General features: G+C 37.7%; 26 protein-coding genes. 6 read left to right on the top strand and 20 right to left on the bottom strand.

Going from position 1 to position 20,631, the window contains the following annotated elements; genetic code table 11:
- Positions 1-415: 415 nt before the first annotated feature.
- Genes sdhC through V4P55_RS05320 form a run of 4 tightly spaced genes read left to right on the top strand, consistent with a single transcriptional unit; the run spans position 416 to position 3,868 of the window.
- Positions 416-817 (top strand): succinate dehydrogenase, cytochrome b556 subunit, encoded by a 402-nt coding sequence (gene sdhC / locus V4P55_RS05335; RefSeq protein WP_455474061.1) that lies wholly within the window; start codon positions 416-418, stop codon positions 815-817.
- A gap of 23 nt (positions 818-840) precedes the next feature.
- The gene (gene sdhD, locus V4P55_RS05330; RefSeq protein WP_455474060.1) at positions 841-1,227 is read left to right on the top strand and encodes a succinate dehydrogenase, hydrophobic membrane anchor protein; all 387 of its coding nucleotides are present in this window, start codon (positions 841-843) and stop codon (positions 1,225-1,227) included.
- Between the two features lie 4 nt (positions 1,228-1,231).
- Positions 1,232-3,073 carry a succinate dehydrogenase flavoprotein subunit gene (gene sdhA / locus V4P55_RS05325; RefSeq protein WP_455474059.1) on the top strand — a complete coding sequence of 614 codons (1,842 nt, stop codon included), beginning with the start codon at positions 1,232-1,234 and terminating at the stop codon, positions 3,071-3,073.
- A gap of 15 nt (positions 3,074-3,088) precedes the next feature.
- Positions 3,089-3,868 (top strand): succinate dehydrogenase iron-sulfur subunit, encoded by a 780-nt coding sequence (locus V4P55_RS05320; RefSeq protein ID WP_455474058.1) that lies wholly within the window; start codon positions 3,089-3,091, stop codon positions 3,866-3,868.
- 1,055 nt (positions 3,869-4,923) lie between these two features.
- Here the strand turns inward: V4P55_RS05320 and virB11 are convergent.
- From virB11 to V4P55_RS05290, 6 genes are all read right to left on the bottom strand, one after another.
- Complete coding sequence (gene virB11, locus V4P55_RS05315) at positions 4,924-5,985, bottom strand: P-type DNA transfer ATPase VirB11 (RefSeq protein WP_455474057.1); 1,062 nt, start codon at positions 5,983-5,985, stop codon at positions 4,924-4,926.
- Positions 5,960-7,171 carry a type IV secretion system protein VirB10 gene (gene virB10, locus V4P55_RS05310; protein ID WP_455474056.1) on the bottom strand — a complete coding sequence of 404 codons (1,212 nt, stop codon included), beginning with the start codon at positions 7,169-7,171 and terminating at the stop codon, positions 5,960-5,962. The genes virB11 and virB10 overlap by 26 nt, the downstream gene beginning before the upstream one ends.
- Entirely contained in the window at positions 7,171-7,968 is a 798-nt protein-coding gene (gene virB9 / locus V4P55_RS05305; RefSeq protein WP_455474055.1) for a P-type conjugative transfer protein VirB9, read from the bottom strand. Before virB9 ends, virB10 begins: the two co-directional genes overlap by 1 nt.
- 13 nt (positions 7,969-7,981) lie before the next feature.
- Positions 7,982-8,683, bottom strand: a complete 702-nt coding sequence (locus V4P55_RS05300; protein WP_455474054.1) for a virB8 family protein — start codon at positions 8,681-8,683, stop codon at positions 7,982-7,984.
- The gene (locus V4P55_RS05295; RefSeq protein WP_455474053.1) at positions 8,680-8,823 is read right to left on the bottom strand and encodes a TrwH protein; all 144 of its coding nucleotides are present in this window, start codon (positions 8,821-8,823) and stop codon (positions 8,680-8,682) included. The genes V4P55_RS05300 and V4P55_RS05295 overlap by 4 nt, the downstream gene beginning before the upstream one ends.
- A gap of 171 nt (positions 8,824-8,994) precedes the next feature.
- Positions 8,995-9,879, bottom strand: a complete 885-nt coding sequence (locus V4P55_RS05290; RefSeq protein ID WP_455474050.1) for a type IV secretion system protein — start codon at positions 9,877-9,879, stop codon at positions 8,995-8,997.
- Positions 9,880-9,944: 65 nt separating this feature from the next.
- On the opposite strand from V4P55_RS05290, the gene V4P55_RS05285 reads away from it, so the two are divergent.
- A complete protein-coding gene (locus V4P55_RS05285; RefSeq protein WP_455474049.1) occupies positions 9,945-10,103 on the top strand; it encodes a hypothetical protein in 159 nt (52 codons plus the stop codon).
- 25 nt (positions 10,104-10,128) lie between these two features.
- On the opposite strand, the gene V4P55_RS05280 is transcribed toward V4P55_RS05285, so the two are convergent.
- The 3 genes from V4P55_RS05280 to V4P55_RS05270 all read right to left on the bottom strand — a co-directional run bounded on the left by V4P55_RS05280 (position 10,129) and on the right by V4P55_RS05270 (position 12,368).
- The gene (locus V4P55_RS05280) at positions 10,129-11,022 is read right to left on the bottom strand and encodes a type IV secretion system protein (RefSeq protein ID WP_455474052.1); all 894 of its coding nucleotides are present in this window, start codon (positions 11,020-11,022) and stop codon (positions 10,129-10,131) included.
- Between the two features lie 154 nt (positions 11,023-11,176).
- Positions 11,177-11,320, bottom strand: a complete 144-nt coding sequence (locus V4P55_RS05275) for a TrwH protein (RefSeq protein ID WP_455474051.1) — start codon at positions 11,318-11,320, stop codon at positions 11,177-11,179.
- 163 nt (positions 11,321-11,483) lie between these two features.
- Positions 11,484-12,368: a type IV secretion system protein gene (locus V4P55_RS05270; protein WP_455474050.1), complete on the bottom strand. Its 885-nt coding sequence runs from the start codon at positions 12,366-12,368 to the stop codon at positions 11,484-11,486.
- A gap of 65 nt (positions 12,369-12,433) precedes the next feature.
- Here V4P55_RS05270 and V4P55_RS05265 point away from each other — a divergent pair, with 65 nt between their 5' ends.
- On the top strand, positions 12,434-12,592 hold the full coding sequence (locus tag V4P55_RS05265; RefSeq protein WP_455474049.1) for a hypothetical protein: 159 nt from the start codon (positions 12,434-12,436) through the stop codon (positions 12,590-12,592).
- Positions 12,593-12,617: 25 nt separating this feature from the next.
- Here V4P55_RS05265 and V4P55_RS05260 read toward each other — a convergent pair whose 3' ends face one another.
- From V4P55_RS05260 to korA, 11 genes are all read right to left on the bottom strand, one after another.
- The gene (locus tag V4P55_RS05260; protein ID WP_455474048.1) at positions 12,618-13,592 is read right to left on the bottom strand and encodes a type IV secretion system protein; all 975 of its coding nucleotides are present in this window, start codon (positions 13,590-13,592) and stop codon (positions 12,618-12,620) included.
- A gap of 43 nt (positions 13,593-13,635) precedes the next feature.
- Positions 13,636-13,779 carry a TrwH protein gene (locus V4P55_RS05255; protein ID WP_455474047.1) on the bottom strand — a complete coding sequence of 48 codons (144 nt, stop codon included), beginning with the start codon at positions 13,777-13,779 and terminating at the stop codon, positions 13,636-13,638.
- A gap of 170 nt (positions 13,780-13,949) precedes the next feature.
- Positions 13,950-14,855 (bottom strand): type IV secretion system protein, encoded by a 906-nt coding sequence (locus tag V4P55_RS05250; RefSeq protein WP_455474046.1) that lies wholly within the window; start codon positions 14,853-14,855, stop codon positions 13,950-13,952.
- 231 nt (positions 14,856-15,086) lie between these two features.
- Positions 15,087-15,872: a type IV secretion system protein gene (locus tag V4P55_RS05245; RefSeq protein ID WP_455474045.1), complete on the bottom strand. Its 786-nt coding sequence runs from the start codon at positions 15,870-15,872 to the stop codon at positions 15,087-15,089.
- Positions 15,869-18,340: a VirB4 family type IV secretion/conjugal transfer ATPase gene (locus V4P55_RS05240; protein ID WP_455474044.1), complete on the bottom strand. Its 2,472-nt coding sequence runs from the start codon at positions 18,338-18,340 to the stop codon at positions 15,869-15,871. Before V4P55_RS05240 ends, V4P55_RS05245 begins: the two co-directional genes overlap by 4 nt.
- A gap of 2 nt (positions 18,341-18,342) precedes the next feature.
- Positions 18,343-18,651: a type IV secretion system protein VirB3 gene (locus V4P55_RS05235; protein ID WP_455474043.1), complete on the bottom strand. Its 309-nt coding sequence runs from the start codon at positions 18,649-18,651 to the stop codon at positions 18,343-18,345.
- 11 nt (positions 18,652-18,662) lie between these two features.
- Positions 18,663-19,001, bottom strand: a complete 339-nt coding sequence (locus V4P55_RS05230; protein WP_455474042.1) for a conjugal transfer protein — start codon at positions 18,999-19,001, stop codon at positions 18,663-18,665.
- Between the two features lie 117 nt (positions 19,002-19,118).
- Positions 19,119-19,430 (bottom strand): VirB2 family type IV secretion system major pilin TrwL, encoded by a 312-nt coding sequence (gene trwL / locus V4P55_RS05225; protein ID WP_455474041.1) that lies wholly within the window; start codon positions 19,428-19,430, stop codon positions 19,119-19,121.
- A 143-nt stretch (positions 19,431-19,573) separates the two neighbouring features.
- A complete protein-coding gene (gene trwL / locus V4P55_RS05220) occupies positions 19,574-19,885 on the bottom strand; it encodes a VirB2 family type IV secretion system major pilin TrwL (RefSeq protein ID WP_455474040.1) in 312 nt (103 codons plus the stop codon).
- Positions 19,886-20,025: 140 nt separating this feature from the next.
- Positions 20,026-20,349: a VirB2 family type IV secretion system major pilin TrwL gene (gene trwL, locus V4P55_RS05215; RefSeq protein ID WP_455474039.1), complete on the bottom strand. Its 324-nt coding sequence runs from the start codon at positions 20,347-20,349 to the stop codon at positions 20,026-20,028.
- Positions 20,315-20,620 carry a KorA family transcriptional regulator gene (gene korA / locus V4P55_RS05210; RefSeq protein WP_455474038.1) on the bottom strand — a complete coding sequence of 102 codons (306 nt, stop codon included), beginning with the start codon at positions 20,618-20,620 and terminating at the stop codon, positions 20,315-20,317. The genes trwL (V4P55_RS05215) and korA overlap by 35 nt, the downstream gene beginning before the upstream one ends.
- Positions 20,621-20,631 lie beyond the last annotated feature (11 nt).

Here is a 20,631-nt window from a genome sequence, read left to right as displayed (position 1 = left end):
CTTATATGCCGCTTTTTTTATGCTGTTAATAATAATGTTTCCAATTATATTATAAGGCGCAGTTTAAATGTTAAAATTTTATAGGATATAGGGCATTCATATGAGAAAGTGGTGTTAAGTGCACTTGAAAAAATGCGTGTTTATGCCTTAAAAATGCGTGTTTATACCTTATAAGAGATGTTAGACCTTTGACGTGAAGGCAAAATTGTACTAAATAAGGCAAGTTTTATGGCTTTTGTCTGTAAAGCAATCGGTTTTTTTTATGCGCGACCTTTAATCCGTTATTTGAGACAACCGACCTGGAGTATTGGTTATTAAGATGCCAAGTAAGTGGAAACGGTAATGCACTTGGTCATTTTTTGCGAATCTTCTCGCTATGACGCTGTTGCAGTAGGAGTCAGGTCAGGACTATGTTATGACAGATATAATTAAGACAAAAGAGCGCCCTCGTTCCCCTCATATAACTATTTATCGTTGGTCTATCACTATGGCGATGTCAATTGCACATCGAATCACTGGTATAGCACTTTATTTTGGGATGGTTCTTCTTGCTATTTGGTTAGTTTCTATCGCTTGTGGAGCTGAGGCGTTCAGAACGATTAATGGAATTTACGGTTCTTTTCCTGGGCTTTGTGTGTTGTTTCTTTACACGCTTGCCGGAGTTCATCACATGGTTGGCAGTGTTCGCCACATTGCTTGGGATATGAAACCTTGCCTTTTGGCTAAAGAAAAAGCAACCTTAACAGCTTGGACGACAGTTTTTATTTCTCTTATTATTACTTTTACAATTTGGATTATTGGATATATTGTTGCATAAGTTAGGGGGGGATAGAGAAAGATATGAAAAAAGATTTTCGGACAGAACTTGGAAAAGCGCGTGGATTAGGAAGTGCACATAGAGGAACAGAGCACTTTTGGTTAGAGAGCTTGGTAAGTTTTATTAATCTGCCATTTTTAATATTTTTCATTGTTTTGGTTCTTTCATTGGTTGGAAAAGATTATAGCGTTGTGCATGCACGGCTTGCACACCCTGCGATTGCTGTTGTGATGATGTTGATGACGGTATCAGTTCTTTATTATATGAGACTTGGAATGCAAGTTGTTATCGAAGATTATATTCCACGCGAAAATATACGAATATTATTTTTGGCATTAAATGTTTTCTTTTGCTTTGTTCTGGGCGGTATAATTATCTTTTCTCTTTTAAAAATTGCGTTAGGGGGGTAATAGGATGGGCACAAGATCATCTCTGAATGCTAAAGCAGGTAACACCTCCTATCACTATGTAGATCATAAATTTGATGTTGTTGTTGTCGGTGCAGGGGGTGCAGGCTTACGCGCAACGCTTGGTATGGCTGAGCAGGGGTTAAAAACAGCGTGTATCACAAAAGTTTTTCCAACGAGGTCACATACGGTTGCAGCACAGGGCGGTATTGCAGCGTCACTTGCAAATATGGGACCCGATAATTGGCAATGGCATTTATACGATACGGTAAAAGGCTCTGATTGGTTAGGAGATACCGATGCAATGGAATATTTGGTGCGTAATGCACCTGCTGCGGTGTATGAATTAGAGCATTATGGAGTTCCTTTTTCGCGGACACAAGAAGGTAAAATTTATCAACGACCTTTTGGGGGGCATACAACAGAATTTGGGGAAGGACCACCAGTCCAACGCACTTGTGCTGCTGCAGATCGTACTGGCCATGCAATTTTACATACTCTTTATGGACAAAGCTTAAAGCATAATGCGCAGTTTTTTATTGAATATTTCGCTCTTGATTTGATTATGACTGATGGAGTGTGTACAGGCGTTGTTGCATGGAACCTTGATGATGGCACAATCCATCGTTTTTCTGCCAAGATGGTTGTTTTGGCGACAGGCGGATATGGGCGTGCGTATTTTTCTGCAACATCGGCGCATACATGCACCGGTGATGGTGGTGGAATGGTTGCGCGTGCTGGATTGCCGCTTCAAGATATGGAGTTTGTTCAATTTCATCCTACGGGCATTTATGGCTCTGGTTGTTTAATCACAGAAGGTGCTCGCGGTGAAGGAGGCTATTTGATTAATTCGGAAGGTGAACGCTTTATGGAGCGTTATGCGCCTTCCTTTAAAGATTTGGCTTCACGTGATTTGGTTTCGCGTTGTATAACGCTTGAAATTCGTGAGGGACGTGGCGTTGGTCCCAAAAAAGATCATGTTTATTTAGTTCTCAACCATATCGATCCTGCTATATTGCATGAACGTTTACCAGGAATTTCTGAGTCTGCACGGATTTTTGCTGGTGTTGATGTGACAAAAGAACCTATTCCTGTTATTCCTACGGTCCATTATAATATGGGAGGAATTCCTACAAATTATTATGGGGAAGTTTTAAATCCGACAGCTGATTCACCCGATCGTATCCAACCGGGATTAATGGCTGTGGGTGAAGCAGGGTGTGCCTCTGTTCATGGTGCTAATCGATTGGGTTCAAATTCATTGATTGACCTTGTCGTATTTGGGCGTGCAGCTGCAATTCGCGCTGGCGAAGTCATTGATCGTAAAGCAAAAATTCCACCTATTAATGAGGATGCTGTTGATGTGATTATGGCGCGTTTTGATCGTTTACGTTTTGCTAAAGGGAAAATGCCAACAGCGATGTTGCGTGAAAAAATGCAGCGTACGATGCAAGAAGATGCTGCTGTGTTCCGTACAGCAGATTCTTTGCAACAGGGGTGTCAAAGAATAACGAAGATCTGGGGAGAGCTCGCTGATCTTAAAGTAACAGATCATTCGTTAATATGGAATTCTGATTTGGTTGAAACATTAGAACTTGAAAATTTAATGGCTAATGCAATTGTAACTGTTTATTCTGCTCAAGCGCGTTTAGAAAGCCGAGGAGCTCATGCGCGGGAAGATTATCCAGAGCGTGACGATAAAAATTGGCGCCAGCATACGCTTTCGCATTTATCAAAAGATGGTAAAGTGACGTTATCATATCGTCCTGTTCATGTGGATCCGTTAACATCTGAAGCGGATGGTGGTATCGATTTAAAGCGCATTGCGCCTAAAAAGCGTGTTTATTAAGGGGGAGAATGAATTATGGTACAAATTAGGCTTCCCAAAAATTCTCAAGTTAAAGCTGGAAAAGTTTGGCCTAAGCCCGAAGGTGCTACTCGGCTAACAGAGTTTCATATTTATCGTTGGTCGCCTGATGATGAGGAAAATCCTCGTATTGATACGTATTATGTCGATCGTTCAGCTTGTGGTCCGATGATTCTTGATGGACTTTTGTTTATCAAAAATCACATCGATCCGACTTTGACGCTTCGTAGATCATGCCGTGAAGGGATATGTGGCTCTTGCGCAATGAATATTGATGGAACCAATACATTGGCTTGTACTAAGGGGATGGATGATGTGAAGCATCCAATTAAGGTCTATCCTCTTCCCTCTATGCCTATTGTTAAAGATTTGGTTCCGGATTTAAAGCATTTTTACGCGCAGCATCGTATAATTGAGCCTTGGTTGCAGACTGTTTCGCCTGAGCCTGAAAAAGAGTGGTTGCAAAGTCATTCTGATCGCCAAAAAATCGATGGTCTTTATGAATGTATTTTATGTGCATGCTGTCAAACATCGTGTCCGAGTTATTGGTGGAATGGTGATCGTTATTTAGGACCTGCTGTTTTGCTTCAGGCCTATCGTTGGATTGCTGATTCACGTGATGAAAAGCATGGTGAGCGTCTTGATAATTTAGAAGATCCTTTTCGACTTTATCGCTGTCATACCATTATGAATTGTACGCAAGCTTGTCCAAAGGGATTAAATCCAGCTAAAGCGATTGCTGAGATTAAAAAGCTCATGGTTGAACGCCATCTTTAAAAATTTTACCGCTTATTTAAGCGGTAAAATAAGAATTGATTAAACTATCCTTTACATATTTTTATGCTTCTTTGGACTGCTTTGTACGAGGGTTTGCCTTATAAAGCTGATTGTTTTTTTATGAAGACGAAAATGTGCTATTGTCTTATTAAAAGGCGAATACACTTTTAAGCTACGCTGCATTGGATAAGGGATTAAGCCGGTATATTTTGGGCAATAGAAGAAGATGAACAATGTAATAGATGGAACTAACCGTCATAAAAAACATGATTGATCTTAAGGAAGTTTTGTAAATATCAATCTTATATTCTCTGATTTAAAGGAAACAGAGATTTTTGTTTTTTAGGGAAGTACTCTAGTTATTCTGCCATTTGTTTTCGTACAAATTTCACAAAGTGTACTTGGAAACAAAAAATGTATATTGTAGCTTTACCTTTCGAGATGAAAGGTAAAATTTAAAACAAGTATCAGTGATATAGCTAATCAGTCTTTGCTGTTTATATTTTTTCTGGCGAGAGAATCAAGGCAATTAAGAGATTTTGTGTTCATTTGTTTACGATTTTTTGTAAGTATGTATAGATTATATTTCTAACCAGAACTTATGCAAAAAGTTAAATTTCTCCATTGGTTGACACATGATTTGTGATGACACAAAGTTCTTGTCATATAAGAAGATTTAAAATGGAGTAGCTATAACCTTGTATGAGTAGTACAATAAAATCGATTTTAATATACTCTTAGGTGCCAGTTTGTTGCTATAAATGGGTTAGTATAATATTGAGCATAACCCATAAAGAAAAAGCTAAAAAAATCATCAATTATAATTGTACAATCGATAAAATATAGCAATGGATGTTTTGCGTATACGTATCATTTATAATATAAAAATAAAATAGCATATTCTTTATTTTTCGTTCTCATAAGTTTTTTGCAAGTATAGCAAAAGTCGAAAGAAGAATAAGAAAACTATTTTAGACAAGCTTAATAAAAAAGCTGCGATAATTCATCACAGCTTTTGTTATTTTTTTCGATATCTTTAGAAAAGCTTTTTTATTTTAGATTAGCTTTGATTTAGCAAAAATTGGATCATAAAAAACTTCAGAAAGCTTTCGGTTGTTGAAAAACAAGACTACATCAACAGTGGTATAAAGAACGCGTTTTATCATTTGTACGTCAAGCTGACGTCCAATGTCTGACCTTTTAATCAATGTAGCGCATCGTTCAAATGTTTGCAAAGCACTGTTGGCGTGTGTTGTTGTGATTGATCCAGGGTGTCCAGTATTGAGTGAGTTGAGATATTCCCATGCTTCGTTACCACGCAACTCAGCAAGAAAGATACGGTCAGGCGATTGACGCATACACGCATCTAAACATTCTTCAGCTGAAACACGGTCAGTACTGTTACCATAGATCATATGCACATGGTTAGGATGATTCGGAAGAAAAATTTCATGAACATCTTCAATTGTAATAATACGCTCTTCCACCGGCACTTTCCCGATTAAAGAACGGGCAAATGTCGTTTTCCCTGATCCTGTTTTACCTGCAATGATGATATTACGTTTATGAAGTATGCATTTTTCTAAAAAATCAATAATTTTTCCATCGCGTTTTAGCTGCAGTAATTGCGCTTCAAATGGCTCTAACCGCGTGAAATCATGCTGTAACAACAGGTTATTGACTTCTTGTTCAGAAGGCTTATTGAAGCTCACGTCAATAAAATCATCAAATGCACCTTCGTCCCTGAGGTCTTCTAGCGTCTTAGCAACAAGGGAATGCTTACGAATCATAAAAGACAGCGTACCATTAAGAACAGCTGGTTCTTGTATAATTGTACCGCGCTGTCCTCCAGGCAGCAGGACATAATTGATACTTTTAGGGGACATACCATTATAAACAATAACGGCTGTGATCAGTGTTTGTAAAAAGGCGTCTGTTAGCTCCGGCATACTATGTACCTGCCATCCCTCAAAACTTTTGGCCCATATTTCACCAGGACGGCAGATCGATAATTCAGTAACTTTTGGATCTTCCAAAAAACGATCAAACGGTTGCAAAAGTTGCGCAACTGCTTGATCTTTCTTTAATTGATTAACGTGTAACGAGGCTGTAGACATCACTGAAGTCCAGATCACGAGCGACAAGGATATTAATCCGTTCACCTTGGTTTTTGTAAAGGGTTGGTGCAATACTGATTGTGTTTTGCAAGACATCCGCGATAACCGCTTCAGCACTTTGCGCTTTTTGAGATCGCGGATCTTCCTGTTGTGGATTTTCCTTTTTCGGATCTTCTTTGTCTTTTTTTCCTAGGCTAAATTGACTTATTTGACCTGTTAACCATTCACTTAAATCACTGATTACACTAATCATAATTGCTCCACTGAATCGTTCCCAAAAATGACGGTCAACCCAACCACCAAGACCAGATTCTCCAAGTGGACCACTTCCAGGTGAGTCAAGATAAACAATAACACCAGAAGGTGTTTCAACACGAGACCATTGTACGAAAACACGCGCTTGTCCCTGTTGTAGACCACTTTGATAAAAGCCCGTAACTTTAGAACCACGATCTAACAAGATAACACGACCGCTTGTAGAATAAACATCACGTGTTAAATAGCATATCGTCATTCCGGGCTGCGTTGTGATGATCTTGGTTTCTAGCACGCAATCTATCTGTGTTCCTTGCGTTATCAATAAGTCACGATTACGCAATTGAGCTGCATGTGATCTGTTTAAGCGTATAGGCTGTAGCCTGTCTGATAAGATACCACTATCTACATCATTAGATGTTGCTGGGCGACTATCTGAGGAGCCTTCACTACCGCCATTATTAAGACCAGAGTGCAACATACGTTGTCGAGCCAGTATTTCAGAATCCCTCATTAATTGTGATGGAATAGTTGTTTGCAGAAGTTGAGCCAAAGATGTTGAAAGATCTTGAGCTTCCTCTTCTTCAGTTTTTGTTGGTTTTTTTAGCTCTTCTGCGACTTCTTGCTCTTCTTTAATTGGAGGACTGATTCGGGGAGTATAGCTTGGTATAACTTGTTGCACCGTTTGCTGCGACTTTTCTTCCTCAATACTCACGGTATTGCTCATTTTTAAAGCTTTCCAAGACAGCATAATTGGTATTGCTATTATAACAATGATTCCCACGAATAATAATGCACGTACACCAGGAACTTTAGGGCGATGCTCAAGACCTAGCTCAGAGCCACCGTAAGCCCCTTCAATATGTTTTTGCTCATCGTAGTTTAATTTTGTGTTTATATTAATTCCATCCCCTTTCTTACTGCCGAACATTATCTTTCTCCTTTATTAATACGATGAACTACCGAGGATACTGTTCCTGTTGTGCTTGGTACGCCGTGGGGATCATAAGCCTCGTTAAAGATTGCCAAAACGCTTTTACCAAGTCGTATCATCCATTTTGGATTGATTTTGTGTACAGCAATAATATCATTGGAATTGCCAACAATAGTGCGTGGTATTAAACTTTCATTTCCCTCTGGGTCCACTACATAAATTGATGGCATATCCACGTTGGCGGAGAATTTAAAATAAGTGATGCGCCCGTTATCCCAAACGTTAACCGGAGCAATATCTTTGTTTCCGCTCATAGTGTAGCTCAAGTTGTACCCCTTCACGCCTTGATTAAAGCCTTGTTCAATAGAGGCACGCTGTTTATCTTCGTCTATTTTTTTTACGCCTGTATCAGGATAATGAAACGCTAATTCATAAGTTGATCCGGCACGATCATTGCGAAACTGTAGTCGAAATTTATAGCTACGCTTATCAGTAACAACAATGAGATTCGTATTAGCAAGTTCTGCTTTGGGCTTAATAAAGATATGTCTTCCTTTATGAGCAAAAGCATATGCATCAGAATCACCAAAAGCATGAGTGATATACTGCTCTCCTTCTTCAAGAATGATGTGAGTTGCCACGCCAAGAACAGTTTCAATCTGGACTACATCATCTAAGTTATAGGTCACATAGCGAATGCGATGATCATATTGAGAGTTTGATGGGATCTTAAGCGCTTGTACAGGCATAGTGTAAAGAGAGGACAGCAAAATAATAAACGCAAGTTTTTTCATAACAATCACTTCCTCAATTATTTAAAAGTACTTCCGAATCAGCACGGTAGCTTGTAACTTGGAAACCAAGGGGATTAAGCAATCGATCAGATGATTTCATTGGCGCACCAACATATGTGTATCCAATCGTTGCAATTTGATGGTGTTGTGGTCCATCAACTGCCCCACTGCTGTTGAGCTGTTGTGTTGTAAAACGTACAGTTGCCTGTCCACGCCCATTTGGTTGAATTGAGCGTACTTTCACTGTGATACGTGCTTTGTTTGAGAGTACTTTGTCACGTGCATTTTCACCATCATAGATTTTATAAAACTCTTGTTGAACTGCGGGTGAACTTAAAAGCGCTGTCGTATCATAATTCAGTTGAACAGTATCATAGTCGTAAGTTTCACGATTTAGCACATATTGATTAAGCCAATATCTGTCCACAACTTCACCATAAGTGTCTTCACGCTCACGCATAATAGAGATAACATCAACCGCACCAGTTGTATTATCCACACGCAATACCAAAGGTGTTGGAGCCGGTTGAGAAAAACCAGCTACTCCGCATGCCATGCCAAGCAATCCCAAAATACCAACAGCGCCTGCCACCCGCCACGCTGTTTTACGTGATTTTATAAATTCACTAATGAGTTCACGTTCCAACCCTTTGCTTTCTTCATAATAACTACTGAGTCGCTCGGCTTTCACTGGTTTAAATTCTTTTCTTGTCATATCGCTTCTCGTTGAATTTCTATCGGGACTGTTTTGTTCACAGGAACTCGATTCCAATTGCTTGGTTGTTTTGGCTTGGGAGCCAATAGACAAGCCGATAAAAGATTAGCAATCAAAATTACAAAAATGATTGATCTCATTTTAATATCCTTTTTTTCGACTGTTAGATTCTGTCTAACACTTTTTTATTATTATTTCAATTTTGATTAGAAATATAGCGCACTATTGTTTTAATTTTTTATAAATTTTACCTCATGGAGATATTTTTTTTCGTACTCTGAGATATTTTGATTATTTTGTTACATGATTTTCTACGCTCTACGGGAAGAATTGCCACTTCCTGCACTTAAATTCCATAAATGTCCAAACGTAACACCTTTTGCTAAAGCATTTGCCATGCTTGATAATTTCAGCAACAACACAATAGAAAGAATGGATAGGGAAAAAGCACCACCGAGCGTATAACTCACATTTTGCTTACCATCAAATTTAAAGTCCGCCATGTAATTTGCAAAAATATCCATCATAAAACCGAAGACGGCAGCTAAAAGAACCATGAGAACGATATAGCTTAATAATTGCGCGATCCATTGTTCAAAAAAGCGATAAGTTGGTTGCCAGAGCAAAGCCATAATGAAAAAAGGTCCAAATCCGATGAGAAGGATAAGTGCGAGTTTTACTAGCAAAATGAATGCCCCACCAATTGCCACTAATGAGCTTGTTGCAATTAAGATGAGGGTACCCAAAATTCCGTAAAGCAATCCGTCAGAATTCAAGAAAGCAGCTTCTTCGAAAGCTTCAGCGGCTCGGCTGAAGCCTTGTGTGGCGGCTCTATCAATTAACGTGTTTAATTGCATATCTGTTAATGGATATTTTATCAGTGCTTTTGATAATTCATCGGGAAGGGTCTTTATTAACTCCACAAGTTCTGTCTGATAAAGTCCTCCAGTGAATGCAATTGAGGTAATAATACTGACTCTAAGACAACGATTAACAAAGCTGGTGAGGGGCATATCTATCGCCCCCCGAATAATAAGCCATCCATATATGATAAAAGCTATGGTTATACCTACTGATGCTATAGGTGTAATTGCACGGATCGCTTCTGATGAAATATCTGTGATATATGATTTTGTTATATGATCAACTTTATTAAAAAGTTGCGTGAACATTGCAAAATTCGCGGCATGATTCATAGCATTTCTCTTTAATGAATTTTTACTGTTTCGTTATTTTGGGACATCGGCATGGTATGTCTTTCATGTGCATTCACATAAACTTGCCACAGAATATCAAAATCATTTGGATTGGCTTACTATCTCCCGTGCTTGCTTCTCAAACTATTGAAGTCGCACGGGATGTTCTGTTGGTATTGTATGATGTTTTTGCATTTGTAGTTAAATTAAGATCGGCAGCATAAGCACAACATTCATCATAAAACTTTGTTACCTGGGGCTTGTATGCCGTATAGTTGGCATTGATAGATTATGACTGCTGAGAATTTTTACATTACGAGTCAGTTTTTGCTGATCTATGAGTATTTTCTCAGCATTACGTTGATGTAAAATCATTTGCAATTTTGTGGCTTCATTCTGGATCATTGTGAGAGTGCCAACAATTTTTGCCTGTAAATCAGCTGCGTCTTTAAGATTACCTGTTTTTTCTGCTTGTGCTAATAGTTCATTAATTTTCTTAAAACGATTTTCTGTTTCTTCGAAAACGCGTAAACTGACAGTCTGATCCATTTCTGCTGCATATTTGCTGCGAGCACGAATAGTTTCACGCATAGAAATGGCAGAATCATCTTGCAATTTATTTTTTTGCTCAACTGATTTGAACAAATCAGAAATTTTACTATCAATCCCCCCTTGATCATATATGAATTGTGGATTTTTAAAAAAAAGATCACTGTCATTGCCCAGCATTGCTAGACTTTTCTGTTTGTTATGAGATGCCATGAGTGATCCATAGACGTTTTCTAATTGTTTTAGCTGTTGTTTAGCCACTTCGAGTTGTTCTTTTGGTAGATTAGCTTTTAGATCAGTCTTTGGTGCAGGTTGGCTAAGTTTGCTGGCTGAAGCAGTATAATGAGTACCCATACCGTAACTACCACCTATTCTTAAATTGTTGAAGCTATTTCCGTCATAGCCGATATCATTTCCTGTATTTGAGACATAGCTTTTAGGTGGGACATAACTTTTTGATCTAGGATGGTGTATCCCTGGAAGCTCATTACTAATAATGTGATTATCATAGAAGCCAGGTTTGCTTTTTCCTGTAGCTAAGCTTGGCATTCCTAAAAAAGCACTTATTACTACTGTAACAATAAGCTTTCTCATATCTTTCTCCTTAGGCTTTTATATATTGCGAAAAAGCTCGCTTTATAAAATAATTTCTGATTTTATAAATTTACCAATAAGTTTACGGTCCAATCTTTTGCTTTCTTCATAATAACTACTGAGTCGCTCGGTTTTTACTTAAAATCCTTTTTTGTCATATCGCTTCTTGTTGAATTTCTATCGGGACCGTTTTGTTTACAGGGACTCGATTCCAATTGCTTGGTTGTTTTGGCTTGGGAGCCAATAGACAAGCCGATAAAAGATTAGCAATCAAAATCATAAAAATGATTGATCTCATTTTAATATCCTTTTAAAACTGTCATATTTTATACTGTTTGTTATTATTTCAATTTTGATTAAAAATATAGAGCACTATTGTTTTAATTCTTTATAAATTTTACCTCATGGAGATATTTTTTTTCGTACTCTGAGATATTTTGATTATTTTGTTACATGATTTTCTACGCTCTACGGGAAGAATTGCCACTTCCTGCACTTAAATTCCATAAATGTCCAAACGTAACACCTTTTGCTAAAGCATTTGCCATGCTTGATAATTTCAGCAACAACACAATAGAAAGAATGGATAGGGAAAAAGCACCACCGAGCGTATAACTCACATTTTGCTTACCATCAAATTTAAAGTCCGCCATGTAATTTGCAAAAATATCCATCATAAAACCGAAGACGGCAGCTAAAAGAACCATGAGAACGATATAGCTTAATAATTGCGCGATCCATTGTTCAAAAAAGCGATAAGTTGGTTGCCAGAGCAAAGCCATAATGAAAAAAGGTCCAAATCCGATGAGAAGGATAAGTGCGAGTTTTACTAGCAAAATGAATGCCCCACCAATTGCCACTAATGAGCTTGTTGCAATTAAGATGAGGGTACCCAAAATTCCGTAAAGCAATCCGTCAGAATTCAAGAAAGCAGCTTCTTCGAAAGCTTCAGCGGCTCGGCTGAAGCCTTGTGTGGCGGCTCTATCAATTAACGTGTTTAATTGCATATCTGTTAATGGATATTTTATCAGTGCTTTTGATAATTCATCGGGAAGGGTCTTTATTAACTCCACAAGTTCTGTCTGATAAAGTCCTCCAGTGAATGCAATTGAGGTAATAATACTGACTCTAAGACAACGATTAACAAAGCTGGTGAGGGGCATATCTATCGCCCCCCGAATAATAAGCCATCCATATATGATAAAAGCTATGGTTATACCTACTGATGCTATAGGTGTAATTGCACGGATCGCTTCTGATGAAATATCTGTGATATATGATTTTGTTATATGATCAACTTTATTAAAAAGTTGCGTGAACATTGCAAAATTCGCGGCATGATTCATAGCATTTCTCTTTAATGAATTTTTACTGTTTCGTTATTTTGGGACATCGGCATGGTATGTCTTTCATGTGCATTCACATAAATTTGCCACAGAATATCAAAATCATTTGGATTGGCTTACTATCTCCCGTGCTTGCTTCTCAAACTATTGAAGTCGCACGGGATGTTCTGTTGGTATTGTATGATGTTTTTGCATTTGTAGTTAAATTAAGATCGGCAGCATAAGCACAACATTCATCATAAAACTTTGTTACCTGGGGCTTGTATGCCGTATAGTTGGCATTGATAGATTATGACTGCTGAGAATTTTTACATTACGAGTCAGTTTTTGCTGATCTATGAGTATTCTCTCAGCATTACGTTGATGTAAAATCATTTGCAATTTTGTGGCTTCATTCTGGATCATTGTGAGAGTGCCAACAATTTTTGCCTGTAAATCAGCTGCGTCTTTAAGATTACCTGTTTTTTCTGCTTGTGCTAATAGTTCATTAATTTTCTTAAAACGATTTTCTGTTTCTTCGAAAACGCGTAAACTGACAGTCTGATCCATTTCTGCTGCATATTTGCTGCGAGCACGAATAGCTTCGCGCATAGAAATAGCAGAATCATCCTGCAATTTATTTTTTTGCTCAACTGATTTGAACAAGCCGGAAATTTTACTATCAATCTTCGCTTGATCATATATGGATTGTGGATTTTTAAAAAAAAGATCACTGTCATTGCCCAGCATTGCTAGCTTTTTCTGTTTGTGATGAGATGCCATGAGTGATCCATAGACATTTTCCAATTGTTGCAGCTGTTGTTTAGCCACTTCGAGCTGTTCTTTTGGTAGATTGGCTTTTGAATCAGACTTTGGGGCAGTTGGCGAAAACTGATGACGATAATCCACGTTAAGACCATAACTACCACCTAATTTACTGTAATCGATCTCTGGAAGAATTCCTTGAGCGAGAATATCATTGCGTATTTGTTTTGTACTATCTTGTAAATCTGAGATGCTATTCCCTGAATCTGGAACTTTACTTTTGGGACCGCTAAATCTACTTGGAACACCACCTAGGGAATTGCCACCCATCATACCGTTGCCCAAGGGGTACTTCCTATATTTTGGACTGCTTGGGTAACTACCTCTTGAGTCGCTAAAGCCACTTCTCTTTTGCCCTACAGCTAAGCTTGGTGTTCCTAAAAAAGCACTTATTACTACTGTAACAATAAGCTTTCTCATATCTTTCTCCTTGCGGCTTTCACTGGTTTAAATTCCTTTTTTGTCATATCGCTTCTCGTTGAATTTCTATCGGGACTGTTTTGTTTACAGGGACTCGATTCCAATTGCTTGGTTGTTTTTGCTTGGGAACCAATAGACAAGCCGACAAAAGATTAGCAATCAAAATCATAAAAATGATTGATCTCATTTTAATATCTTTTTTCGACTGTTAGATTCTGTCTAACACTTTTTTATTATTATTTCAATTTTGATTAGAAATATAGCGCACTATTGTTTTAATGTTTTATAAATTTTACCTCATGGAGATATTTTTTTTTCGTACTCTGAGATATTTTGATTATTTTGTTACATGATTTTCTACGCTCTACGGGAAGAATTGCCGCTTCCTGCACTTAAATTCCATAAATGTCCAAATGTAACACCTTTCGCTAAAGCATTTGCCATGCTTGATAATTTCAGCAACAACACAATAGAGAGAATGGATAGGGAAAGAGCACCACCGAGCGTATAACTCACATTTTGCTTACCATCAAATTCAAAGTCCGCCATGTAATTTGCAAAAATATCCATCATAAAACCGAAGACGGCAGCTAAAAGAACTATGAAAACGATATAGCTTAATAATTGCGCGATCCATTGTTCAAAAAAGCGATAAGTTGGTTGCCAGAGCAAAGCCATAATGAAAAAAGGTCCAAACCCAATGAGAAGGATAAGTGCAAGTTTTGCTAGCAAAATGAATGCCCCACCAATTGCCACTAACGAGCTTGTTGCAATCAAGATGAGGGCACCCAAAATTCCGTAAAGCAATCCGTCAGAATTCAGGAAAGCAGCTTCTTCAAAGGCTTCAGCGGCTCGGTTGAAGCCTTGTGTGGCTGCGCTATCAATTAATATGGTTATTTGCATATCTGCTGATGGATATCTTATCTCTATTGATGGATATTTTATCAGTGCTTTTGATAATTCATCGGGGAGGGTCTTTATTAACTCCACAAGTTCTGTTTGATAAAGTCCTCCAGCGAATGCAATTGAGGTAATAATACTGACTCTAAGACAACGATTAACAAAGCTGGTGAGGGGCATATCTATCGCCCCCCGAATAATAAGCCATCCATATATGATAAAAGCTATGGCTATACCTACTGATGCTATAGGTGTAATTGCAATGATCGCTTTTGATGAAATATCTGTGATATATGATTTTGTTATATGATCAACTTTATTAAAAAGTTGCGTGAACATTGCAAAATTCGTGGTATAAACCATAGCATTTCTCTTTAATGAATTTTATTGTTTTGTTATTTTGGGACATCGGTATGGTATGTCTTTCATGTGCATTCATATAAATTTGCCACAGAATATCAAAATCATTTGGATTGGCTTACTATCTCCCGTACTATCTTCTCAAATTATTAAAATAGCACGGGATATTATACACTAATTTTTTATTTTAATGAAAAAGTTAACCAACAATATTATAATATTGATGATAAAGTTCTATCGTATAGAGCGTATAGTTGGCATTTCTGTATTACTACTGTTGAGAATTTTCATGTTGCGTTTTAGTTTTTGCTGACTGATCAATTCCCGTTCTGCATTACGCATATGTGCAACCATCTGCAATTTCGTAGCTTCATTTTGAATCATAGCCAGTCTTGCTTTAAAACGGGCCTGCAATTCAGCGATGCTTTTCAAATCTTTTGCTACACTAATTTCTTCTAATAGACCTAAAATCTGCTGAAAACGTTTTTCTGTGTTGTCAAAAGCGTGTAAACTAACGGCTTTATCGATAACAGCAGCATATTGACTGCGTTCACCGATAGACTCACGCGCATTACGAACAGAATCGGAAATTTTTTCTTCGTTCAAAATTTTTGCGAGTAATACACGGACATTAGAGATATCAGAATTTTTACTTTCATCGTAAATTGACTGTGGGTTTTCAAGTAAAAAATCGGCACGCTTCATTTTTGCAAGACCAACACTTCGATTTCCCGTTATAGATTTATACATCTCTTCTGTTTTGGCAAGTCCCTGCTCTTTTAAACGAATGTGTTTTTTTATTAAATCAACAAGCTCTGTATTATTAGGTAAAGAGGTTTTCTTTGGGGGCGTTGGTTTCGTAGCTTTTTTAGATGGCGCTTTTCCAAAAAACCAACTAGAATTTGGAGTTGAGCGTTCTAGATCTGCCATTCCCGCTCCCCCCCACCATGTAAAAGCAAAAGCAGTGCTAGGTGTTCCCAAAATTGTTGCTATTACCATTGAAATAATAAGCTTTTTCATGTCGTTCTCCTATCAACTTTTATATGTTGTAAAAAAACTGGTAACCACTTTGCAGGATCATCGCCTACTTCGGCGATGATAGCTTCAACCAATTCTGCATTATCGGGTGTTCCCGATAATATTAAAAGTTCATCATTAAAGTCTTGCTCGACAATTTCTCCGTCAATTACTGTATGAAATTTGCCTAAATTTAATTCTGCAAGCGCTGATTGATCTCCTTGTTTGATAAGAAATTGTCGACTAAATTCACCAAGCCCTTTGACCAAGTCAAATTCAGCATCTGTTAATTTGAATCCTTCTGTATATTCTTCATAGTTTGCTTTTGGATTTGCTAGAAAAATATAAGTCGCACATTGCTGGATCAGTGTTTTTGCAATATTACTTTCCAGTGCGTCGCTAGGCTCTTGGGTAGCGTAAACAAAGATACCATTTTGTTTACGAATAGTTTTTTGTTTATTCTTTGCTAAATCTTCAAAATATGGATCTTGCAAAGGTTTCCAAAACTCATCAAAAATATACATAAACCGTTGTCCGGTGATCATTCCCTCCGTGCGATAAAGCAAATACATCATCATCGGAGTACGAATTTCTGGATTATCCAAAAATTCAGTCGTATCAAAGCCGTAAATTCTGTGTGTTGAAAGATCAAGTGCATCATTGGGGTTATCAAATAACCATCCGTAATCATTTCCTTCACACCACCTTATCAAGCGGGCATGAACGGTTGGACGACTATTATAATCACTCATACGTGGATTTGGTAAAAACTGTACTAAAAAAGATAAGCGCCGCAATGAGCTGTCAATATTGTCACTCATAATGGCATTAACGGCTTGATCAATTTCTTCTTCGTCGCGGTGTGTAATCTCACCACCTGTTTCTGCTAATTTTTTAACAAATTGTTTAAGAAAAATAAGGTTATCTTGTGTGGGTGGGAGCTGAAACGGGTTAAAACCACTGGGTTTGCCAGTTTTAAATGCGAGATATCGACCACCCATTGCCCGAATAACAATTTCCATACCACGATCTTTGTCGAAAACAACAGTTGTTGGCTTAAACTTTTGCGCTTGAGCCAATAAAAATCCAAGTAAAACTGTTTTACCAGAGCCAGATTGCCCGATAATTGCAGTATTTCCAAGTAAGCGTTTATCTGTCGCATCTTCTTCAAGTTGAGAGGCATGAAAATTAAAATAAAGTGGCGTTTTACTAACAGTTTTTAAAATTGTAACCGCTGGACCCCATGGATTTCCTGTCGGTTTTCCTGACATAAAATTATGAAAAGATGAAAATGACAAAAAATTAAGTGACGTAATTGGTGCGGGACGTGGTCGCCATTTCCAATTTGCGGGAAGCTGCGCCCAATAACCAGCTTCTAGAGCCAGATCTACAGGTTTTGGCAATATTGCAGCATCAAGCATAGCCGCACCTGCTTTTGCCATATAATCGCGAACTTTTTGAACTGTATCGCCGTAAATAGTCAGTGTACAATGATGCTCGCCCATGACAAAATGCCCACTTACAAGCTGATTAAGCGCCTCGTCAATTTGCTCAATTTGACTTGTTGCCACATCTCGAGCATCGATAAGATTACGCTGGTGTCGCTGTAAATAATCTTTAGCAGCGTGCCGAGAGAGTATAGAAAAACTCTGCGTCAACACAAATTCGAAATCGCTTTCTAACAATACATTTAATTGACCAGGCCTAGTTGTAACATCATATTCTTTAATTTCTATCATTCCAAATCGGCGTATTCCAGTGGATGTCTGCAATTCACCGACAGCACCCCATTTCGAAAAGAAGGGGCGATTAATAGACATATAATCAGCAAAACGATCTTGGCAGATCGGCATAGGACGATATTCACCATTAAGCAGCATTCCAAGAAACTCAAGGGCGGAAGAATAAGCATAACCATTTTTTTCATAAGCACCAAGAAGCTCTGCACCGTAACGTTTAAACGACTGACTTAGAGTGTGGTTAATGTCATTGAGAGCTTTTATACATGACTCTTGTCGTAGCTTTTTTTGATCAAGGGTTTCACGTTCATGTTGAGAAAAAAACGATATAATCTTATCAGCTACCGGCCTATAAACGACAGTCAAATATAAATCATTGACCATGAGATTATAGCCAGTAAAACTTTGACGGTATTTTTCATCAAGCTGATAGCAAAATATTTCATTAAATGTTGAATCAGGATATTCATAAACACGGCGACGTACAATATGTGTCCACAAAGACAAATTAGCAGACGCAATACCACGTAAAGTATTGTTAAGCTCTTTAGTCCACTGGAAAATATCTTCTTCCGAAGCACTTTGATGCGAACGTCCATCAATTTTCCAAACGGATAAATATTCCGCATCTTTTGTAGAAATGATCGTGTCCGTAACGTGATGTGAATAGGGTACGAATAGACTCACAGGGACTTCTGACATGAGCAATTTGCTGCTTTCAACAGCTTTCATGCTTATCTCCTTTTACGATAATTAGAGGGACTGTAACTCGATGCACCCCAAAAGCTCTTGTTACGATTACGAAATTTGGTATCAATCCACAACCACCAGATACGAAACGCTTTGTCATCATGTTTAGTAACTTGCACCATAATGAACCATAATGGTGGTGCAAAGAGCCACAAAAAAAAGTTTATTGTCATGGCAACAGAAGCCACTCCTATAACCATAGAGATAGCTGGCATCATGGGAACACCCCAAATTGTTGGAACACGAGTTGCTCCTTTAAATAAGGGAAATTCTTCATGTTTTTGCATTTTCATGAACAACCTCATTAATGAATATAAAACAATATATTGCTAAGATAAAATGCTGCACCAGCAAGTACGATACTAAATGCCCACCGTAGAAATGTCGCTTTCGCAATAAAACGCAATAGATAAATAATTAATAAGAATACAAACAGAATAGCTGCAATAATAGGAATAAGCATGCTTAATCCGTAATGCACCCCCATTAAGAGATAGGCATCATGAGTTGTTGCTTGAACATATGCAGGTTGAGTCACGAAAAACATGATAGCAGCTATAAAGGCCATATCTACTTTATGACCAATTCTTACTTTAAAAGTATTTGAGCATTTCATATTTTTTATTACAGCTAGAATGATCATAACTAATACTCTCTGTTTGCAATACAAATAAATCGATAATTCACTGTATTCATAATTACTGGGATGCTAATCTTATTTAAATAAAAAATATTTCACGCTATATCATTATGGTTTACGTTAATTTGGTTTGAATAACATATCAGCAAGTCCTGTTGCTGATCCGGCGATAATAACGCCCACTGACCAACGTAGAAACGTATCTTTTTCAATGAACCGTCCTGCATAACTGATTGCTAGACATAAAAGTATAACTGCAGCAGCAATAGGAACAATATCTACCAATTGTTTTTGCAGAGCCTTTAGAGCTTTTCCGGCAGTTTCCAAATCTTTAGCATATGTAGGGTGAGTTATAAAAAATGTACTCACAGCTGTAACAGCGATGATGAGCCTATTAATCATTTCTGATTGAAGAGTTTTCAAATATTTCATGTCATGTATCCTGATTAAAGTTGTCACAAGTAATATTTTCTATTGCGTTATAATTAAACATTCACACTAATGTGTTTTCAATACAGGAGTGCTAATCCTTATTTTAAATAAAAATATTTCACGCTATATCATTATAATTTACGTTAATTTGGTTTGAATAACATCTCGGCAAGCCCTGTTGCTGATCCGGCGATAATAACGCCCACTGACCAACGTAGAAACGTATCTTTTTCAATGAACCGTCCTGCATAACTGATTGCTAAACACAAAAGTATAACTGCAGCAGCAATAGGAACAATACCTACCAATTGTTTTTGCAGAGCCTCTAGAGCTTTTTTGGCAGTTTCCAAATCTTTAGCATATGTAGGGTGAGTTATAAAAAATGCATTCACAACTGTAACAGTGATGATGAGCTTATTATTCATTTCTGACTGAAGAGTTTTCAAATATTTCATGTCATGTATCCTGATTTAAAGTCGCTACAAATATAATATTTTTTGTTGCATCATAAAAAACACACTCACACTGATGTGTTCTCAGTTATTGAAAGCCAGTCTTATTTTAAATAAAAATATTTTACGCTTATAAATACGGTTTACGCTGGTGGCTTAAATAACATCTCAGCAAGTCCCAGTGCTGATCCCGCAAGAATAACGCCCACTGACCAACGTAAAAATGTATCTTTTTCAATAAACCGTCCTGCGTAACTGATTGCTAAGCACAAAAGTATAACCGCAGCAGCAATAGGAATAATTTTATCCAATTGCTCCTTTAATTTTTCCAAAGCAGTTTTAGCGTTATTCAAGCCCTGTGGCGCTTGAGCACACACAGGATGAGACATCAAAAACGCGGTTACAAGTATGGCAGTTGAAGTAATTTTTTTATTAATTGTTTTCTGAAGAATATTTAATTGTTTCATATTGTGTGTCCTGTTTATCCTGTTTAAGACTGAACTGCCCACAAACAACGCCTCTCTCATAAAGAAATTTAAAGAGATACTTTGGATCAACCCAAGTTCTCAATTTCCCCCTTTGTGTTAGAAGCGCATATTTATTTGGCTTTCCAGTTACTGGATCATCTGCAACAAACGTAAAGTACCACTCTCTTTCCGAGCGCATGATGACTGTAATTTCACGTGCTGCCTTTTGATTAAATGCTATATCAACGCTGTTTTGTTCTATCATTTTCATTATTTTGGCCC

It is taken from the genome of Bartonella sp. B30(2025) (assembly GCF_053793825.1).
This window is presented reverse-complemented; position numbering and strand designations above follow the sequence as displayed.

What these genes read in the sequence shown, in the direction of transcription:
- sdhC (WP_455474061.1), top strand. Translation starts at nt 416, where the DNA reads ATGACAGATATAATTAAGACAAAAGAGCGCCCTCGTTCCCCTCATATA.
- sdhD (WP_455474060.1), top strand. Translation starts at nt 841, where the DNA reads ATGAAAAAAGATTTTCGGACAGAACTTGGAAAAGCGCGTGGATTAGGA.
- sdhA (WP_455474059.1), top strand. Translation starts at nt 1,232, where the DNA reads ATGGGCACAAGATCATCTCTGAATGCTAAAGCAGGTAACACCTCCTAT.
- V4P55_RS05320 (WP_455474058.1), top strand. Translation starts at nt 3,089, where the DNA reads ATGGTACAAATTAGGCTTCCCAAAAATTCTCAAGTTAAAGCTGGAAAA.
- virB11 (WP_455474057.1), bottom strand. Translation starts at nt 5,985, where the DNA reads ATGTCTACAGCCTCGTTACACGTTAATCAATTAAAGAAAGATCAAGCA.
- virB10 (WP_455474056.1), bottom strand. Translation starts at nt 7,171, where the DNA reads ATGTTCGGCAGTAAGAAAGGGGATGGAATTAATATAAACACAAAATTA.
- virB9 (WP_455474055.1), bottom strand. Translation starts at nt 7,968, where the DNA reads ATGAAAAAACTTGCGTTTATTATTTTGCTGTCCTCTCTTTACACTATG.
- V4P55_RS05300 (WP_455474054.1), bottom strand. Translation starts at nt 8,683, where the DNA reads ATGACAAGAAAAGAATTTAAACCAGTGAAAGCCGAGCGACTCAGTAGT.
- V4P55_RS05295 (WP_455474053.1), bottom strand. Translation starts at nt 8,823, where the DNA reads ATGAGATCAATCATTTTTGTAATTTTGATTGCTAATCTTTTATCGGCT.
- V4P55_RS05290 (WP_455474050.1), bottom strand. Translation starts at nt 9,879, where the DNA reads ATGAATCATGCCGCGAATTTTGCAATGTTCACGCAACTTTTTAATAAA.
- V4P55_RS05285 (WP_455474049.1), top strand. Translation starts at nt 9,945, where the DNA reads ATGTGCATTCACATAAACTTGCCACAGAATATCAAAATCATTTGGATT.
- V4P55_RS05280 (WP_455474052.1), bottom strand. Translation starts at nt 11,022, where the DNA reads ATGAGAAAGCTTATTGTTACAGTAGTAATAAGTGCTTTTTTAGGAATG.
- V4P55_RS05275 (WP_455474051.1), bottom strand. Translation starts at nt 11,320, where the DNA reads ATGAGATCAATCATTTTTATGATTTTGATTGCTAATCTTTTATCGGCT.
- V4P55_RS05270 (WP_455474050.1), bottom strand. Translation starts at nt 12,368, where the DNA reads ATGAATCATGCCGCGAATTTTGCAATGTTCACGCAACTTTTTAATAAA.
- V4P55_RS05265 (WP_455474049.1), top strand. Translation starts at nt 12,434, where the DNA reads ATGTGCATTCACATAAATTTGCCACAGAATATCAAAATCATTTGGATT.
- V4P55_RS05260 (WP_455474048.1), bottom strand. Translation starts at nt 13,592, where the DNA reads ATGAGAAAGCTTATTGTTACAGTAGTAATAAGTGCTTTTTTAGGAACA.
- V4P55_RS05255 (WP_455474047.1), bottom strand. Translation starts at nt 13,779, where the DNA reads ATGAGATCAATCATTTTTATGATTTTGATTGCTAATCTTTTGTCGGCT.
- V4P55_RS05250 (WP_455474046.1), bottom strand. Translation starts at nt 14,855, where the DNA reads ATGGTTTATACCACGAATTTTGCAATGTTCACGCAACTTTTTAATAAA.
- V4P55_RS05245 (WP_455474045.1), bottom strand. Translation starts at nt 15,872, where the DNA reads ATGAAAAAGCTTATTATTTCAATGGTAATAGCAACAATTTTGGGAACA.
- V4P55_RS05240 (WP_455474044.1), bottom strand. Translation starts at nt 18,340, where the DNA reads ATGAAAGCTGTTGAAAGCAGCAAATTGCTCATGTCAGAAGTCCCTGTG.
- V4P55_RS05235 (WP_455474043.1), bottom strand. Translation starts at nt 18,651, where the DNA reads ATGAAAATGCAAAAACATGAAGAATTTCCCTTATTTAAAGGAGCAACT.
- V4P55_RS05230 (WP_455474042.1), bottom strand. Translation starts at nt 19,001, where the DNA reads ATGATCATTCTAGCTGTAATAAAAAATATGAAATGCTCAAATACTTTT.
- trwL (WP_455474041.1), bottom strand. Translation starts at nt 19,430, where the DNA reads ATGAAATATTTGAAAACTCTTCAATCAGAAATGATTAATAGGCTCATC.
- trwL (WP_455474040.1), bottom strand. Translation starts at nt 19,885, where the DNA reads ATGAAATATTTGAAAACTCTTCAGTCAGAAATGAATAATAAGCTCATC.
- trwL (WP_455474039.1), bottom strand. Translation starts at nt 20,349, where the DNA reads ATGAAACAATTAAATATTCTTCAGAAAACAATTAATAAAAAAATTACT.
- korA (WP_455474038.1), bottom strand. Translation starts at nt 20,620, where the DNA reads ATGAAAATGATAGAACAAAACAGCGTTGATATAGCATTTAATCAAAAG.